Source organism: Paracoccus broussonetiae (genome assembly GCF_031854425.1).
GTDB lineage: Bacteria > Pseudomonadota > Alphaproteobacteria > Rhodobacterales > Rhodobacteraceae > Paracoccus > Paracoccus broussonetiae.
The window spans coordinates 1-14,530 of record NZ_JAVRQI010000016.1; the positions used below are offsets into that span (position 1 = coordinate 1).

Sequence of the window (14,530 nt, forward strand, 5' to 3'; positions counted from 1 at the left end):
AACCGACGCAGACTACCAGGACATGAGCGCTTTCCTCATGGGAATGAGGTGGAAGTTCTGAGCATGCCCACGCCCTTGCCCGAGAATCCCGACCCCGCCGCCAGCTCCGGCAGTCCCCCCGCCGCCCCGGATCGGATCGAACTGATCGAGGCGCGCGTCGTCGATCTTGTCATCCGCCTGATCCTGCTTGGGCTTTTCGCATATCTGTCGCTGGCCCTGATCCGGCCCTTCCTAGCGATCACCACCTGGGGGGTGATCCTTGCCGTCGCGCTGGCCCCGGTTCACGACTGGCTGACCCGGCTGTTGCAGGGGCATCGACGCCTTGCCGCGATGATCGTGACCCTTGCCGCGCTTTGCGTGGTGATCGGTCCGGTGGCGGCACTGACCAGCAATATGGTCGAATCCGTCCAAAGCCTTGTCGAACGGGCCAATTCCGGCCAATTGAAGCTACCTCCCCCGCCTGCTCGGCTGGAGACACTGCCGCTGGTGGGTCAGCAGATCCACGACTTCTGGACCTCGGCCCGCGCCAACCTGGAAAGCGTCGTGCTGAGCTATCACCGTATCCTTGCCCCGATCGGGGCAAAGATGATCGCGCTCGTATCCCAGCTTGGCCTTGATCTGCTAAAATTCGTGCTTTCGATCGTGCTGGCCGGTTTGCTGCTGATCCCCGGCCCCCGTCTTGCGGGCTGGGGGCGCAGGATCGCGGCGCGCATCGTCGCCCCACGGGGTGAGCAGTTCGTGGACCTGGCCACCGTGACCGTCCGCAATGTCTCGCGCGGGGTAGTGGGGATCGCGCTGCTGCAAGGGATCCTGATCGGCGTCGTCCTGCAAGCAGCAGGGGTTCCCAGCGCGGGGCTGCTGGCGCTGATCATCCTGTTCCTGTGCATCCTGCAGATCGGGCCGGCCCTGATCGTCCTGCCGGTCCTGATCTGGAGTTGGCTGACAATGACACCCGCGCAGGCCCTGTTACTGACTGTGGTTCTGGTGCCCCTGACCTTCATGGACAATGTTTTGAAGCCCATGCTGATGGGCCGCGGCCTGAGCACCCCGACACTGGTGATCTTCATGGGTGTCATCGGCGGAACGCTGAGCTTTGGGCTGATCGGGCTGTTCCTTGGCCCGGTCGTGCTGGCGGTCTTCCACGATCTGGTTTTGACCTGGCTGCAGCACGACCCCCATCATCCGGTGGAAAAGTCGTAAGGAGCAGCTTCAGCAGTCCAGCATGACCCCGGCCCGAAGCGTCTCGGCAGGGGCAAGCCCAACCATGCAATCAGCAGCACGCTCGGGCTGCAAGTTCAGCGCATTCGCCAAGTGACTCACCGGCTCGACGCAGGTATAGGCCCCGGCCGGATCGTGCAGAACCAGGTGCGACAACGGTTCCTCCGCCAGCAGCGTCAGCCGGCGACCATCCGACAACTCCATGTCGACCCGCGACCAGTCCGACAGATAGCGGGTCGTGGCTTCCGACTCTGTGACAGAGCCCCAGTTCCCGTCGGGCAGGAAATGCTCGTCCATCGCCCATTCGCGCGCGGCATCGCTGCGGACCGTTCGGCATTTTGTGAAATAGGGATGCCAGCCCAGACCGGCGGGCATGGTCGCATCGCCGTCATTGCGGATGGAAAGGACGAGTTCCAGCCCCCCTTGGGTCAATTGGAACCTTTGCACCGCCGTGAAGGGAAAGGGCCAGACGCCATCGCCCTGGTCGCTCAACCGAAGCTCGACCATATCCGGCCCCTGCTCGACAACCTGCCACGGCAGCTTGTGACCGTGGCCGTGAACGGTCGCGGCCTCATGCGGATGCAGAGGAAGCTGAACCTCGCGACCGTCCCATTTGAACCGTCCCTGAGAGATGCGGTTGTGAAACGGAAACAGGGGATAGGCGCCACCCTTGGGCCAGATCGTGGGATCGAATGTCTCGTCAGCCCCTTGCAGCGGGTGCAGGATGTCCCGCCCCGCGCGGCTGAGTTCGCGGACGCGGCCACCCCATTCGGGCCGGAGCACCATTCGCAGGTCCCCCCTGCTTAATGTGACATCTTCCACAATCCGCCCCCCGATCCCGAATTGCGCATCACCTTAAGACATTGAACCAGACTGTAAACTCGCTTGACGCGCCCAGACCAACCGGCAAGCCACAGGTTATCGCCCGGGGCTGGTCAAGCGGTTTTCGATCCAGCGCACGGCGAGGATCAGCGCCGTGTTGATCAGCAGATAGAAAATCCCGGCAATCGCGAAGATCTCGAAAATGGCGTATGTCTGGCTCATCAGTCGTTTGGCGTGGCCGGTGATCTCAAGCACGGTGATGGTCGAGGCAAGGCTGGTGCCCTTAATGACCAGCACCATCTCGTTGCCATAGGCGGGAAGGGCCTGGCGGATCGCCAGCGGAAACTCGATCCGGCGAAACCGCAGAATGCGTGACATGCCCGCGGCCTTGGCCGCCTCGATCAGGCCGGTCGGGATCGACATCAGCCCGCCACGCAGGATCTCGGACGTATAGGCGGCAGTGTTCAGCGCCAGCGCCATGATTGCACAATGCATGCCGCCGCCGACCACCCACCAAAGGACCGGGTTGTCGCGAACAAAATCGAACTGCCCCAGCCCGTAGTAAAACAGGAACAGCTGCACCAGAAGCGGCGTGCCGCGAAAGACGGCACTGTAATATTCGGCAAAGCCCGACAGGAGCCGGTTGCCAGAGACGCGCATGACCGCAAGCCCCAGTCCCAGACAAAAGCCGATAGCAAGCGAGATCGAAGCCAGCGTCAGGGTCGTCCCGACACCCTTGCCGATCGTCGTCACAGCGCGGTGAAGCAGGTCCCAATCCATCTCAGGCCCTTCCCTTCAGGACGAGCGCGCGTTCTGCACGCTTGAAGCCCACTTGGCTGACAAAGGTGATGGCAAGATAGACCGCACCAGCAACCAGGTAGAAGATAAAGGGACTGCGGGTCGAACCGGCGCCGACATAGGCCGTCCGCATCAGTTCCTGCAGACCCACGACCGAGATCAGCGCTGTATCCTTCATCGTCGCCTGCCAGACATTGTTCACGCCGGGCGCGGCGATACGCAGCATCTGCGGCAGGATGATGCGGCGGAAAATCCGCTCGCGAGGCATTCCCAGGGCCCGGGCGGCCTCAACATGTCCGGTCGGGATCGCCGCAAGCGCCCCTCGCACGACCTCGGTCGAATAGGAACCCGAGATTGCCCCGATGGCGATGATCCCGATCAGGAATGGATAGCCGGTTTCAGCAAGCCCGGCCCAGCCGAACGCGGTTCCGATCCGGGCGACGAACTCGACCGACGAAAAGAAAAGCAAGTAGATGATCAGAAGCTCGGGGACGCCCCGCACGACGGTCGTATAGATGTCGACCAGCCAGTTCAGCGGCACCACGCGCGCCCATTTGATCAGGCCGCAGGCAATACCCGTCACCAACCCCAGCAACATCGCACCGATGGCGACCAGGATCGTGATCCCGGCGCCGCGCAGGATCGCGCCGACCCAGCCGCCGTCCCAAAGCTGCATTAGCCCGAATTGCATTGATTTCGCCTGCCTGGATGGGTGGGTCGGGAAAGGCGGATTTCACCTTTCCCTTCGTCAGTGGTTCATTTGCATTTCTGCGAGATGTCCAGTTTGAACCACTTCTCCGAAGCAGTTTTCAGGGTCCCATCCTCGCCCAGATCGCAAAGCGCCTGATTGATCCGGGCTTTCAGGTCACCCTCGTCCTTGCGGATGCCGATGCCCAGCCCCTTTCCCAGTGTTGCGTCCGACGCGGAATCGATCACCACATCGACAAGCTGGAAGTCAGCGGCCTCGGGCTTGGCAAGGAAGTCGTTCTGCGCCGAGGTATCGGCGAAAGACGTGTCCAGACGGCCGCTCGACAGGTCGATCTGCATCTGATCGAGCGTGTCATAGGTCATCAACTGCGCGTCGGGCATGACCTTCTCGACATAGGCCGCATGGGTCGTGCCAGATTGCACGCCGACGCGCAGACCGCTCAGATCCTTCTTCAGCGTGTCGAAATCCTTGGCGGCCGCCAGGTCGGTGTCCTTCTTCGCCACGAACTGGTTGGGGAATTCCGCATAGCTGTTCGAGAAATCGATCTGCTTCTGGCGTTCATCCGTGATCGACATCCCAGAGATGATGATGTCGAACCGCTTGGCGTTCAGCGCCGGGATCAGACCGTCGAACGCCTGCACGACGAAGCGGCATTTCAGCTGCAGCTTTTCGCAGACCGCGTTGCCGACATCGGCGTCGAAGCCGGTCACGTTGCCATTGGCATCGGCCATCGAGAAGGGCGGATAGGCCCCTTCGGTCCCGATGACCAGTTCGCCTTCGGCGGCATGGGCAAGCGGGGAAAGTCCGCAGGCAAGAATGGCGGCAAGAGACAGGAGTTTCAGTTTCATACTTGGTTCCCTTGGTTGGATGACGTCACATTCTTTCTTGTGTGATCGTGCGATTGCCGCGCCCGGGGCCGGGCTAGTTGCATCTGGCGAGGAACTGGCTCAGCCGTTCGGAGCGCGGATTGGTAAATATCTGGTCGGGGGAGCCTTCCTCCTCGACCCGGCCCTGATGCAGGAACTTGACGTGATGCGAGACTTCACGCGCAAACTGCATCTCGTGGGTGACAAGGATCATGGTGTTCCCCTCTTCGGCAAGCTGGCGGATCACGCGCAGCACCTCGCCCACAAGCTCGGGATCAAGGGCCGAGGTCGGTTCGTCCAGCAAGATGACCTTGGGCCGCATCGCCAGCGTCCGCGCGATGGCCGCGCGCTGCTGCTGGCCGCCCGAAAGCTGGCCGGGAAAATGCGCGTGCTTGTCGGAAAGCCCGACTTTTTTCAGCAACTCATGCGCGTGCGCCCTAGCCTCGGCCTTGGATTCCTTGAGGACGTGGACAGGCGCCTCGATGATGTTGTCCAGGACGGACAAATGCGGCCACAGGTTGAAGTTCTGAAACACCATGCCGACCCGCGCGCGGATGCGTTCGACCTGCTTCTGATCGGCGGGGATCGAGACGCCGTTCTTGCCGGGCTTCATGCGGATCTCTTCGCCGTCGATCAGGATGCGGCCACTTTTCGGCTGTTCAAGCAGGTTGATGCAGCGCAGGAAAGTCGACTTGCCGGACCCGGACGAGCCGATCATCGACACCACCTCGCCCGGCTGTGCGACCAGATCCACGCCCTTCAGAACTTCAAGCGCGTCATAGCTTTTGTGAAGGTCGTGGATTTCGACCGCCGGGCGCCCGGATTGAGGGGTGGCAGCGACGGGACTGGCCGCCACGGCGCGTTTCGGGGCGCTGCCGCCCTTGGCGTCAAGATCGGCCAGCGCACGGTCGAAATAAGACAGGCTGACCGCCAGGACCTGTGTCTGCCATTCCGGGTCGGCGGGAATGAAGGCGTGGCGCAGCCGGTCCTTGATCTGCTGCCCCTGGGCAGAGGCGACATCGCCATGCAGATGCAGCCAGTTGTCGGAGCGAACGGCATCGTTCACTTCTTCCCCCGGCAGGGTGCCGCATTCGATCACCAGCGGCAGGACGCGCGCCTGCGGCATCCCCTTGCGCACGGCATCCGACACATAGCCCGTCGCGGTCGCCGCAATACCGGTATCCGTAGTCTTGCCCGCGCCCGTCAGCACGACGGACATGGCGGGACCGAACAGGGCCGTGCCCCAGTCAAGCCCGGCATGGTTGTCGACCGCGACGGACAGCAACGCCGGATAGCCATAGGGGCCCGCCCCGGTGTGCAGGTCAAAGACGACCGCGTCTTCGACATCGGACGCGAAATCCGACAGGATGCGGTTCAGCGTCGCATTCGACCAGACAGGCCCGCTCCCACCAAAGAAAAGCCCGTCGGGATGGGTATACTGTCCCGCCTCGACCGTCGGGGCAAGTCCGGCATATCCGCCCGCCTGCTGCCTTGCCAGCTCATAGGCCGCGCGCGCCCGCGCCCGATCAGGGCCGTCAAGGTCGGTGAAGGTCAGGGCCGGATGGATCGCCGCATAGCCCGGGTTCTCGGGCATAGGGCGCGACCAGTCGATGAAGTTCCGGTTCAGGTCGACATTGTCTTCGTTCACGCGACGAGACCAGGCCGTGCCCCAGGGGTTGACCAGATGGATCATCAGGACGGCCACATTCTCTGGCAGGTGCCACGGCGTGTGCCGGCGCATCCATGCAACCTGCGCGGCCGAGCCATAGGCCCCCTCGACTCCATGCGTTCCGGAATTGACGATCAGCAGTTTGGTAGCGTTACGTTTGCCGATCAGAGCCACGTCGGTCGCAAGGGCCTCGGCATGGGGGCCGGGCAAGGGGTGGCGATATTCGGCCAGCTCCGCACCGGCTGCCTTTGCGGCGTCCAGGAACTCGGCACGCATGGTCGGGTAATCAAGCGGCATGAAGGCCATGAAGTCGCTTCCCCTTGGTTGGGATTCGGAAAGACCCTGCAATTGATCCCGCGTTCCTACCGCCTGTTTTTTGACAGGTGCGGCATTCTGCGCCGGGTTGCAAGGTGGCCATGTCCTTACAGGTCCAGGACGACGCGTCCAGTAGGACGCGAGCAGCAGATCAGCACCTGGCCGGAGGGCGGTGGGTCCAGCGGATCCGAGAAATATTCAACCTCGCCTTCGGCGATACCACAGCGACAGGTGCTGCAGATCCCTTCTCGGCAGCTGAAGTCGGGGTCCAGCCCCGCCCCCTCGGCCAGTTCAAGGATCGATCCCACTGCATCGGTCCAGGGAAGGGTCACGCCCGAGCGGGCAAAGACCACCTCGGTCGCACCAGCAACCGCCGGGGGCGAAGCCTGCCGCACAAGTTGATCGGGCAGCGCTCGCGCGTCCGGGTCGGTGATGAACTCCAGCTTCGACAGCGAGTGCGGAGCACGGGTAGGCATTCGACGGTCGATTTGCGCCACCGGCGGGGGCGCATCGGCAAGCGCCGCAAGCGATCCTCCCTTGCCGAAAAATTCGTAGGCGATCCGCTGGGGGGCGATCCCCAGGCCGGTCAGCAGGCGCCACATCGCGACCATGAAGGGTGTCGGACCGCACAGATAGACGTCGTAGTCGTCAAGCGGCAGCAGCGATTGCAGAAGCGCGCGGTCGACCACACCCTCTGCGTCAAAGCGGCCCGTCGCGCGGTCCTTGTCGGTCGGCGCGCGATATACGTTCCGCACGGTGATCCGCCCGTCCGAGGCTTCGGCCACTCCACGGACTTCGTTGCCAAGCGCGTGGACATCGCCGTTTTCGACGGCATGAACGAACCAGGCACGGCGTGTGGTGTGCGCGAGCCGGTGCAGCATGGCAAGCAGCGGGGTCAGCCCGACGCCGCCCGCCAGCAGCAGGACCGGGCGTTCGCTGGCCTCATCAAGACAGAAGCTGCCGCGCGGAGCCGCGATCTCGATGAAGTCGCCTTCTTCGACCGAGTCATGAAGCCAAGCCGAACCCGAACCCATTGGCTCACGCTTGACGCTGATCCGGTGATGATCCTCCCCCTCGGCCAGCGCGGACAGGGAATAGGTGCGCAGCACCGGTCCCTCGGCAAGGGGGATGCGCAGCGTCAGATACTGCCCCGGACGCATGTCCCAAAGCGGGCCGCCATCCTCGGGTTCCAGATGGAACGAGGTGATGACGCTGCTTTCCGGCAGCTTCCGCGCCACCCGGAACCGGCGAAAGGCCCCGGCCATGGTCACGCCCGCATCTTTTCATCGACCATGCGCTCTTCGGCAATCATCGCCTCAAGCTGGCGGCGGAAGCGCAACTGGCCCGCGTCGATCGACAGGTCGATATGGGGCGAGGTCTTGGTGGTCATGCCCACCTGAACCTCGTTCAGCACTGCCCGATCCTCCTCGAACGCGTGGCGAACGTCCTCAGACATCATCCGCGACAGGTCCTCGTCATCGGGGCGGATGTTGCGCAGCTGGAACCAGTAATAGCGGGTCTCGGTCTCGGTCGTCGGGGTCATGAAGTTGTAGCTGTCCATGACGAAGGTCTTTTCGTCCAGCGTCCCATCAGGCCCGCCGGTACCCGCAGGTGTGAACACCGCCCGGATCAGCGCATGGCTGGGATAGCGCACCTCATAATGTTGAAGCCTGTCGCAGTTCCCGTCGAACTCGACAATCTTCTTGTAGAAGGGCGCGGGTTCGACATCCATCATCCAGCGGTGAACGATGACGCCGTTGTCGGTGCGCGTCACCTTCAGCGGCGCGTCCTTGGTGGCGGCCTGGGCAAAGCTGCCTTCATGGACCCAGGCGACGTGGGTCGGGTCCAGCAGGTTGTCGCACATCAACAGGTAGTTGCAGTGCAGTTCCATCGCGGCACCACGGTTGATGCCCCAGTCCGGACTGTCGAAGTTCGGAATGTCGATGATGTCGTCGGCATCGGCAATGGCGGCATTGCCCATCCAGATCCAGACAAGGCCATATTTCTCATGCACCGGATAGGGCCGGACCTTGGCCGCCGAGGGGATGCGCCCACCGCCCGGCGCCCAGACGCATTGACCGGCACAATCGAAGGTCAGACCGTGATAGCCACATTCGACATTGTCGCCCTTGATCCGTCCCTTGGAGAGAGGAAGCTTGCGATGCGGGCAGGCATCCTCAAGCGCGATCACTTCATCCTGGCTATTGCGAAAGACGCAGATCTTCTCTCCCAGAACGACGATCTGCTGCAGGTTGCGCGTGACCTCATGGCTCCAGGCCGCAACGTACCAGGCGTTCTTCAGAAACATGGCTGCATCCTTCGTAGCTGTGTTTCGCCAAGCTTATCGCCGGGCAGTCGCAGGATAAGCGCAGAAGGATTCGGCAATTGTTTAGTTTTCCTGCTGCATCTGGTCCCGCATCGGTTTTGTCATCTGCATCAGCCAGTTCAGGAACTGTCGCGCGACGGGCTGGTCCAGCGTGGTCTGGCCCCAGCAGACGAAATAGGGATCGGGCAGATACAGCCGATCCTGCGACAGTCGGACCAGGCGTCCGGATGTCAGGTCGTCGCGGGCAAAGGACCATTGCGCCAGCACCGCGCCCTGCCCCGCCGCTGCGGCCTCCAACCCCATCCCCGAGGCGGAATAGACCGCGACATGGCGCAGCGGCGCGGGATCGCTGGCAAGCTGCCTTTTGAACCAGTCGCGCCAATGCGGCTCGGTCGTGTATTGCGCGCCCCAATCGATCCCGACCAGCGGCAGGCGCGACAACCCTTCGGCGGTCCGCGCCTCGGGGTGGCGGGCCAGGAAATCTGGCGATGCGGCTGGAAAGCAGTAATCCGTGAACAGCACCCGGGAATGGGTATAGCGCCGCCCGGCCTCACCATAGGTCAGTCTGAAGGTGTGCTCCAGCATGTGCGAATCCGGCTCAAGATCCTGTGCGATCAAACGCAGGGTGGAATCCTGCGCCGCGGTCTGAAATGCCGGAAGCAGCGGATTCAACCAGCGCTGCAACAGGGTCGGCAGGCACGAGATCGTCAGTTCCTGCGCCAGACGGTGTTCGGCGATATAGTCCTGCGCCAGCGCAAAGCGCCCGAACCCCTGCGAGATCAGTTCATGATACCCGCGCGCGGCCGGGGTCAGGGCGGCGCGTCGGCCGTCCTTGACCAGCAGGACCATGTCCAGATGCTCTTCCAGCAGGCGCAGTTGTTGGCTGACCGCGCCCGGCGTCACGTTCAGTTCCTGCGCCGTCGCATGGACCGTGCCGAGGCGTCCGAACACCTCGAAGATCTGCATCGCGCGCAAAGGGGGAAGCTGCGCCATGTGAACCCCCGCTCGCTGGTCGTTAGTTTAGCTGACCTGTCGCACCCGCAAGGCGAACTGGTTTGCCCGCCCCGAAGGCCTGCGTATAGCATCGGCAAAGCCTTAGGCAACAAGCCACTGCGGCAGAATGTCGCGCCTTTACCAAGAGGGAACGGGAATGAAGCAGGTCGTCATCATCGGCGCGGGGATCATCGGGGGTGCGATCGCCTTTGAAATGGCGAAGGCGGGCTGGCTCGTCACCGTGGTCGACAAGGCGCCCGAGGCTGGCTACGGCTCGACCTCAAATTCCTCGGCAGTGATCCGGATCAACTATTCGGTGATGGAGACCTGCGCCATGGCGTTGGAGGGGTGGACCTATTGGCGCGACTGGGCCGGCTATGTCGACCTGCCTGCCGATCGACCGCTGGCAACCTATAGAGAGACCGGCTCGCTGGTCATCTATTCCGGCGACGGCGCGGGGATGGCCCGGATCACCGACATCATGGACCGGATCGGCGGCGTTTATGATCGCGTCACGCCCGAAGGGATCCGCGCCTATGTGCCGATGGCGGATCTGCAATCCTATGCCCCCGCGAAACGCCTCGACCATCCGGATTTCGGCGAACCAAACCCGGAACAGGTCGGCGGCGCGGTCTTTTTCCATCAGGCCGGGTATGTGAACGATCCGAAACTGGCGGCGCAAAACCTGCAATGGGCGGCAGAGGGCGCAGGCGCCAGCTTCCGTTTCCGCAGCAAGGTCGAGGGGATCGAGACCGCGGCGGGTCGCGTCTCGGGCGTCCGGCTTGCGGATGGGACCATCCTGCCTGCTGACGTGGTGGTGAATGCAGGCGGGCCGTGGTCAGCCGGCCTGAATCGCATGGCGGGCGTGACCGGCGACATGACCATCCGCAACCGCCCGAACCGCCAGGAGGTCGCTTATATCCCCGGGCCGGAGAACATGGATTATCGCCGCGACGGCATCGTGATCGCGGATCTGGATGCCGAGTTCTATGCCCGTCCCGATCCCGTTGGCATCTGCGTCGGCTCTACCGACCCGGCTTGCGACACGCATGAGTGGGTCGAAGACCCAGACGCGCTTGACACCCGCTTTACCGACCAGTGGACCGCCATCGTCATGCGCGGCGCCATGCGCCTGCCCGAGATGCGCATCCCCGGACAGGCCAGCGGGCTGGTCGCGCTTTACGACACATCCGATGACTGGCTGCCGATCTATGACAGGACGAGCATGCCGGGCTTTTACATGGCCTGCGGAACTTCCGGGAACCAGTTCAAGATGGCACCGGTGGTCGGCAAGCTGATGACCCATCTGATCACGGAAACCGAAGCGGGTCATGACCACGACGCGGCCCCCCTGTCCTTCCGCCTGGAGCGGACCGGAGGCCGCATCGATCTTGGGACCTACAGCCGCAAGCGCCGGGTCAATGCCCAGTCCAGCTTTTCGGTCATGGGCTAAGGGTCGTGCGCGCCTTCCTCAGATCGGGTAGCGCGCGATGACGACGCCAAGCACGTCAAGCTGCGCCACCGCAGCCAAGGCAACACGCATCGAGGCGCCGGTGGCAATGCCGTCATCGACCGGGATGATCCGCCTGCCCGCCAGCGGTATCGGCGGGCCATTCTGCAAGTATATTTTGCGCTGCCGGGCCATATCTGCCAGGAGGCGCCGGATGTCGGTCGCAAGATAGTCAGTGGGCAAATCCCGCGCGGTCAGTCCCCGGTTCATCAGCACCTGGGGATTTGCACCATCGACCAGCGCACCGATGGCAAACTCGGGATAGCCACAAACCCCGAGTTCGCCCCGGATGCATCCGCGCCGGGGAAGGTCTCCGAATCCCAGTGCGTCCCGTCGATCATTCCCGTCGACCGCGGAATGGTGCTAGATGCGACCAAAGCCCTGAACGGAGAACAGCATGAGTTTCGTGAGCATGAAGATCGCAGGCGACGCGCGCGGGGCCTCGGACGGCCGCGTGTTCCGGCGTCTGAACCCGGTCACCGGCGAGACCGCCAGCGAGGCTGCGGCTGCCAGCGCCGCCGATGCCATCGCCGCTGCGGAAGGGGCAGCTGCGGCCATGCCCGCCTGGGCCGCGCTTGGCCCCAACGCCCGTCGCGCCGCGCTTCTGAAGGCAGCCGACGCGCTTGCCGCCCGAGGAGATGCCTTCGTCGCGGCGATGGCATCTGAAACCGGTGCGACAGAACCCTGGGCCCGTTTCAACGTCATGATCGCCGCGTCGATGCTGCGAGAGGCGGCGGCGCTGACCACGCAAGTCGCGGGCGAGGTGATCCCCTCGGACAAGCCCGGTTGCCTTGCGATGGCGGTGCGAGAGCCTGCGGGCGTCTGCTTGGGCATCGCGCCATGGAACGCGCCCGTGATCCTGGGCGTCCGCGCGCTGGCGACGCCATTGGCCTGTGGCAATGCGGTCGTGTTCAAGGCCTCGGAAATCTGCCCGCGCACCCATGCGCTGATCGTCGAGGCCCTGGAAGAAGGCGACCTGCCCTCCGGACTGGTCAGCCTTGTGACAAATGCACCCGAAGATGCCGCCGAAATCGTCGGCGCGCTGATCGATCACCCGGCCGTTCGTCGGATCAACTTCACCGGCTCGACCAAGGTGGGCCGGATCATTGCCGAACGGGCCGCGCGTCAGTTGAAGCCGGTGCTTCTGGAGCTGGGCGGCAAGGCGCCCTTCGTGGTGCTGAAGGACGCCGATCTGGACGAAGCTGTGAAGGCCGCGATTTTCGGAGCGTTCTTCAACCAGGGCCAAATCTGCATGTCCACGGAGCGCATCATTCTTGCGCCCGAAATCGCGGATGACTTCGTGGCCCGTTTCGTCGCGCGCGCTGCCCAGCTGAAGGCGGGAGACCCCCGCGAAGGCCAGGCCCCGCTTGGCGCGGTCGTCGACGCGCATACCGTCGAAAAAGTTACCGCGCTGATCGAGGATGCGCGGACCAAGGGTGCGACCATCCACAGCGCCGGTGCTGCCCAGGGCGTACTGATGCCCGCGCAGGTCGTCGATATGGTGACAGCAGAGATGCGCATTGCCACCGAGGAAAGCTTCGGCCCGGTGGTCGCCATCTTCCGCGCCAGGGACGAGGAAGACGCCGTCGCGATCGCCAACCGCACGGAATACGGGCTGTCGGCCGCCGTCTTCACCCGCGACATCGCGCGCGGGCTGACGGTCGCTCGCCGGATCAGGTCAGGCATCTGCCATATCAACGGCCCAACGGTACATGACGAGGCACAAATGCCCTTCGGTGGAACTCGCGATTCTGGCTACGGCCGCTTTGGTGGCAAGGCCGGGATTGCCGAATTCACCGAGCTGCGCTGGATCACCGTCGAAACCCAGCCCGGCCACTACCCACTATAAGCGCTGCTGCTGCCCGCCTGTGCCGGAGGATCGATCCATGGCCCAAGCGCTTGAGCCGCCTTTCCCACGAATGAATGCGGGGCCCGGGTTTCGGGCCCCTGCGTTGCTTCGAGTAAGTCAGGCCGTGGCAGTCAGGCGCTCTTCCGTCTCGACCGGGGCCAGGCCGAAATGCTCTCGCAGCGTGCGGCCACGATATTCGGTCCGGAACAATCCCCGCTTCTGCAGGATCGGCACCACTTCCGAAGCGAAAAGTTCCAGCTGCTGATAGATGATCGGCGGCATCACGTTGAAGCCGTCGGCTGCCCGCGAGTCAAACCAATCCTGGATGACGTCTGCGACGCGTTCGGGTGTGCCCGCCACCGTCAGGTGGCCGCGCGCCCCGGCCAGTCGCTGCAGCAATTGGCGCAGGGTCAGCCCCTCGGCCAACGCGGTTCTGGCGTATCCCGTCGCACGGCTTTTCGACGCTTCAACCTGGTTTGGGTCGGGGAAGTCCCCTGCCCTTAGCGGACGATCCAAGGGAACGGCCGTGAAGTCATGCCCCCCGAAGCGCGCCGAAAGGCGGGTCAGGCCGATTTCGGGCGCGGTCAGTGCATCCAGTTCCTCGAACACCCGATCAGCCTCGGCCTGGGTCGAGCCGATGGCGGCGCTGAGGCCGGGAAGAATCGCGATGGCTTGCGGGGGACGTCCGCGTGCAGCGGCGCGCGCCTTGATGTCGGTATAGAAGGCCTGCGCCGTATCCTTGGCCATATGGGCGGTAAAGATGACCTCGGCCCATTCGGAGGCAAAGGCACGGCCATCATCCGACTGACCGGCCTGCACATAGACCGGTCGCGCTTGCGGGCTGCCCGGCACATTCAGGGGGCCGCGCGTGCGGTGAAACGGACCACGATGGTTGATCGGGTGGATCCGGCTATCGTCGGACCACACGCCACGGGCGCGGTCATCCAGCAGTGCTTCGGCTGGCCAACTGCGCCAAAGCCCGTCCACGGCCCGCATGAAATCCTCCGCCATGCGGTATCGCTCAGCATGGCCCGGCTCGGTGTCATAGCCGTAGTTCTGCCCCGCCTGCGGGGCCCAAGAAGTGACGATGTTCCACCCGGCACGACCGTTCGACAGATGGTCCAACGTCGCGAATTGTCGCGCCAGGGTATAGGGAAGGCTGTAGGTCGTCGACGCCGTTCCGATCAGCCCGATGCGTTCGGTTACGGCCGCCAATGCGGAAAGCAGGGTAATCGGCTCCAGCGTCCCCGAAGCGACAAGCCCGCCAGAGGCAGGCGCGACCAGCGCGTCCGCCAGGAATACGGCATCCAGCTTCGCGTCCTCGGCGATCCGGGCCGCCTTGGCGTAAAGGGCAAGATCTGTCAGCCTTTCGGGGGCAGATCCGGGATGACGCCAGGCGCTTTCATGATGCCCGCGCGGCATGAGGAACAGATTCAGGTGTAATTCTCGGGTCAT

13 protein-coding genes and 1 pseudogene are annotated in these 14,530 nt (G+C 63.8%); 3 read left to right on the plus strand and 11 right to left on the minus strand.

What is annotated here, in order from left to right:
- Window positions 1-63 precede the first annotated feature (63 nt).
- The gene (locus RM190_RS18685; protein ID WP_311760982.1) at window positions 64-1,200 is read left to right on the plus strand and encodes an AI-2E family transporter; all 1,137 of its coding nucleotides are present in this window, start codon (window positions 64-66) and stop codon (window positions 1,198-1,200) included.
- A gap of 9 nt (window positions 1,201-1,209) precedes the next feature.
- On the opposite strand, the gene RM190_RS18690 is transcribed toward RM190_RS18685, so the two are convergent.
- The 9 genes and pseudogenes from RM190_RS18690 to RM190_RS18730 all read right to left on the minus strand — a co-directional run bounded on the left by RM190_RS18690 (window position 1,210) and on the right by RM190_RS18730 (window position 9,716).
- Window positions 1,210-2,040, minus strand: a complete 831-nt coding sequence (locus tag RM190_RS18690; protein ID WP_311760983.1) for an aldose epimerase family protein — start codon at window positions 2,038-2,040, stop codon at window positions 1,210-1,212.
- 96 nt (window positions 2,041-2,136) lie between these two features.
- Window positions 2,137-2,820, minus strand: a complete 684-nt coding sequence (locus tag RM190_RS18695; protein ID WP_311760984.1) for an ABC transporter permease — start codon at window positions 2,818-2,820, stop codon at window positions 2,137-2,139.
- A gap of 1 nt (window position 2,821) precedes the next feature.
- On the minus strand, window positions 2,822-3,529 hold the full coding sequence (locus RM190_RS18700; protein WP_311760985.1) for an ABC transporter permease: 708 nt from the start codon (window positions 3,527-3,529) through the stop codon (window positions 2,822-2,824).
- A 65-nt stretch (window positions 3,530-3,594) separates the two neighbouring features.
- Complete coding sequence (locus RM190_RS18705) at window positions 3,595-4,395, minus strand: transporter substrate-binding domain-containing protein (protein WP_311760986.1); 801 nt, start codon at window positions 4,393-4,395, stop codon at window positions 3,595-3,597.
- 73 nt (window positions 4,396-4,468) lie between these two features.
- Window positions 4,469-5,269, minus strand: coding sequence for an ABC transporter ATP-binding protein (locus tag RM190_RS18710; RefSeq protein WP_311761089.1), 801 nt, complete (start codon window positions 5,267-5,269; stop codon window positions 4,469-4,471).
- An 84-nt stretch (window positions 5,270-5,353) separates the two neighbouring features.
- Window positions 5,354-6,388: pseudogene (locus tag RM190_RS18715) on the minus strand (DUF2817 domain-containing protein); the annotation flags it as partial.
- Window positions 6,389-6,504: 116 nt separating this feature from the next.
- Window positions 6,505-7,662 (minus strand): 2Fe-2S iron-sulfur cluster-binding protein, encoded by a 1,158-nt coding sequence (locus tag RM190_RS18720; protein WP_311761090.1) that lies wholly within the window; start codon window positions 7,660-7,662, stop codon window positions 6,505-6,507.
- A 2-nt stretch (window positions 7,663-7,664) separates the two neighbouring features.
- Window positions 7,665-8,705, minus strand: a complete 1,041-nt coding sequence (locus tag RM190_RS18725) for an aromatic ring-hydroxylating dioxygenase subunit alpha (RefSeq protein ID WP_311760987.1) — start codon at window positions 8,703-8,705, stop codon at window positions 7,665-7,667.
- 81 nt (window positions 8,706-8,786) lie between these two features.
- Window positions 8,787-9,716, minus strand: a complete 930-nt coding sequence (locus tag RM190_RS18730; RefSeq protein ID WP_311760988.1) for a LysR substrate-binding domain-containing protein — start codon at window positions 9,714-9,716, stop codon at window positions 8,787-8,789.
- 157 nt (window positions 9,717-9,873) lie between these two features.
- Between RM190_RS18730 and RM190_RS18735 the strand changes: the two genes are divergently transcribed.
- Window positions 9,874-11,169, plus strand: coding sequence for an NAD(P)/FAD-dependent oxidoreductase (locus tag RM190_RS18735; protein ID WP_311760989.1), 1,296 nt, complete (start codon window positions 9,874-9,876; stop codon window positions 11,167-11,169).
- An 18-nt stretch (window positions 11,170-11,187) separates the two neighbouring features.
- On the opposite strand, the gene RM190_RS18740 is transcribed toward RM190_RS18735, so the two are convergent.
- Complete coding sequence (locus tag RM190_RS18740) at window positions 11,188-11,442, minus strand: hypothetical protein (RefSeq protein ID WP_311760990.1); 255 nt, start codon at window positions 11,440-11,442, stop codon at window positions 11,188-11,190.
- 181 nt (window positions 11,443-11,623) lie between these two features.
- Here RM190_RS18740 and RM190_RS18745 point away from each other — a divergent pair, with 181 nt between their 5' ends.
- Complete coding sequence (locus RM190_RS18745; protein ID WP_311760991.1) at window positions 11,624-13,075, plus strand: aldehyde dehydrogenase; 1,452 nt, start codon at window positions 11,624-11,626, stop codon at window positions 13,073-13,075.
- Window positions 13,076-13,192: 117 nt separating this feature from the next.
- Here the strand turns inward: RM190_RS18745 and RM190_RS18750 are convergent, their stop codons facing one another.
- On the minus strand, window positions 13,193-14,530 hold the full coding sequence (locus RM190_RS18750; protein ID WP_311760992.1) for an LLM class flavin-dependent oxidoreductase: 1,338 nt from the start codon (window positions 14,528-14,530) through the stop codon (window positions 13,193-13,195).